Source organism: Micromonospora sp. ATA51 (assembly GCF_016802855.1).
Lineage (GTDB): Bacteria > Actinomycetota > Actinomycetes > Mycobacteriales > Micromonosporaceae > Micromonospora > Micromonospora sicca.
Genome location: NZ_JAEVHJ010000562.1, coordinates 1 through 2,360, shown reverse-complemented (window position 1 = coordinate 2,360; position 2,360 = coordinate 1). Strand labels below are relative to the sequence as shown.

The following is a 2,360-nucleotide window of genomic DNA, read 5'->3' as shown; positions in this document are numbered from 1 at the left end:
GGCGCGGCCGGCGTGCCGGTGGTGAGGGAGAACCGGATCTCGCCCGTCACCGGATGTCCGTCAACCGACCCGACCCGGTAGTCGACGATGTAGAGGCCGGCCGCCCCCGCCTTGAACGGCACGCTCACCCGGTTGCCGCTGAACGTCGGCACGCCGCCCGTCGCCGGCACGTTGCCCGGCCCGGTGACTGTGATCTTCGTCGTACCGGGGGCCGGGGTGGCGAGGAACCGGAGCTCGATCCGCTTCGGCGCGGCCGCCAGCCGCGCCCCGTTCCGCGGGTCGCTGCCGGTCAACGAGTTGTGCGCGGCCGCCGGGGTGGCCGGCAACGCCACCGACACACCGACCGCCACGCCGAGAACCGCTAGCCGGGTACGCGCCACGCGTGCCACGCTGCCCCCCATGAACCCCTCCGCAAAGGTACGATCCGCCCGCTGATCAACGGCTACTCGTTGGTCGGTCCCAGATCGCAGATAGTTCCAATTACTCTTCCAGCAGCTGCAACCGAGCGACGTTCTGCGGAGTCTTTGAGGTGGGGACCCGGTCTGTGGGCATGACCACCATCGTCGGCCGACCAACGTGTCACCTGCAGCGTAAGCCACCCATCGAACGGGGCGAGGAGGCGGCGATGGTCCGGAAGGTGAGGCGGCTGCTGGCCGCGGTGACCGGCGCGCTGATAGTGGCGGCCTGCTCGCTGGCCCTCGCCGGCACGGCCCAGGCGGCGGGGGCCAAGCCGCCACCCGCCGGAGTGGACATCACCGGCGACCGGCTCGGCCAGCCGCTGCGGCTGCGCGCCGACACCCGACCCACCGAGGTCGTCGCCGTCATCGACCAGGTGAGCTGGCTCGGCCGTACCGGCCAGCAGCGCGGGCCGGAGGCGAAGAACCTCGGTCCTAAGTACACGCTCGTGGTCCTCGCCGGGGACGTGCCCAAGCAGACGTACGACCTCTACCCGCTGGCCGAGGGCGGCCCCCGGGTCTACCGGCCGGCCAAGCAGCCCGACCGGAGCAAGACCCGGGCCGGCTGGTTCTTCGGCCGGCTCAACATGTCGGAGACGCTGCGCACCGTCGGCGTGCCGCTGGAGCGGCAGTTCGACACGGTCAGCGGCGGCGTGGGCGGCGGCGAGCGGGTCATCCCGGAGGAGGCGCTGAACCCCGTGCAGGACATCGACGACGCGATGGGCCAGCTCCAGCGGCTGTTGCTGCTCAACGTCGGCGTGGTGCTGGTCATCACCACCGGCCTCGCCGGCATCTCGCTGCTGATCCGGCGCCGCACCCGCTGAGCGGATCACCGCCGGCGCCCGGCGGGCGGCCCCGGCTCAGACCTCCAGCACCACCTTGCCCCGGACGTGCCCCGCCTCGACCAGCCGCTGCGCCTCGGCAGCCTCGGCGAGCGGGAACGTCCGGGCCACGTGCACGGCGAGCCGGCCGGCGTCGACCAGCCCGGCCAGCACGCTCAGGTCCGAGGTGGACGGCTTGACGAAGAGGTAGCTGCCGCCGAGGCGGGTCACGTGCTCCGGGTCGGCGGTGGAGATCAGCCGGGCGGGCCGGTTCAGCAGCTCGGCGGAGACGTCCAGCGCCTCCCCGCCGAAGAGGTCCAGCGCCACGTCCACCCCGTCGGGCGCGACGGCACGGACCCGGTCCAGCAACCCGTCGCCGTACGCCACCGGCTCGGCGCCCAGCGACCGGACGAAGTCGTGGTTGGCCTCGCCCGCGGTGCCGATCACCCTGTCGGCGCCCAGCGCCCGGGCCAGCTGCACGGCCAGATGCCCCACCCCGCCCGACGCGCGTGCACCAGCACGGTGTCCCCGGCGCCGGTCCGGGCCAGCTGCAACGCCTGGTACGCGGTCAACCCGGCCAGCGGCAGCCCACCCGCCTCGGCCCAGGACGCCCGCACCGGTTTGTCGGCCAGCGTCCGTTCCGGGGCGGGCACCAGTTCGGCGTACGTGCCGTACTGGACGTCGTCGCGCCGGACGTACCCGACGACCTCGTCCCCGACGGCGAAGCCGGCCACCGCCGGGCCGACGGCGGCCACCACGCCGGCCGCGTCCCAGCCGGGCACCAGCGGGAAGTGCATCGGCATGGCGCCGGCCAGGTGGCCCTCGCGGACCTTCCAGTCGACCGGGTTGACCCCGGCGGCCCGCACCCGCACCAACACGGTGTCCGGGCCGACCGGCGGCTCCGGCAGATCCCGCAGGGCGAGCTGGTCGGCGGAGCCGTGCGCATCGATCGCGATCGCCTTCACCCTGCTCACGCTACTAAACCGCAGCGGGACGCCGCGGGGTCAGCACCAACGGTGCGGCGGCCGTTCCCGGCGGAGCGTCCGGTTGCGGGGCCGGACGGCGCCGTGCCGGTGCGCCCCGG

4 protein-coding genes are annotated in these 2,360 nt (G+C 74.1%); 1 reads left to right on the top strand and 3 read right to left on the bottom strand.

Annotation, left to right across the window (positions count from 1 at the left end; all coding sequences use genetic code 11):
• The coding region (locus tag JNW87_RS37725) for a copper resistance CopC family protein (protein WP_238455370.1) at positions 1 to 401 on the bottom strand (401 nt) is incomplete at its 3' end.
• Positions 402 to 625: 224 nt separating this feature from the next.
• Here JNW87_RS37725 and JNW87_RS37720 point away from each other — a divergent pair.
• The gene (locus JNW87_RS37720; RefSeq protein WP_109804986.1) at positions 626 to 1,279 is read left to right on the top strand and encodes a hypothetical protein; all 654 of its coding nucleotides are present in this window, start codon (positions 626 to 628) and stop codon (positions 1,277 to 1,279) included.
• Positions 1,280 to 1,315: 36 nt separating this feature from the next.
• On the opposite strand, the gene JNW87_RS37715 is transcribed toward JNW87_RS37720, so the two are convergent.
• The gene (locus tag JNW87_RS37715) at positions 1,316 to 1,756 is read right to left on the bottom strand and encodes a zinc-binding dehydrogenase (protein ID WP_238455369.1); all 441 of its coding nucleotides are present in this window, start codon (positions 1,754 to 1,756) and stop codon (positions 1,316 to 1,318) included.
• Positions 1,720 to 2,241, bottom strand: coding sequence for an alcohol dehydrogenase catalytic domain-containing protein (locus JNW87_RS37710; protein WP_238455368.1), 522 nt, complete (start codon positions 2,239 to 2,241; stop codon positions 1,720 to 1,722). Before JNW87_RS37710 ends, JNW87_RS37715 begins: the two co-directional genes overlap by 37 nt.
• Positions 2,242 to 2,360: the final 119 nt, after the last annotated feature.

Excerpts from the sequence above, each read along its gene's own strand:
- JNW87_RS37720 (WP_109804986.1), top strand. The coding sequence starts at position 626 with ATGGTCCGGAAGGTGAGGCGGCTGCTGGCCGCGGTGACCGGCGCGCTG.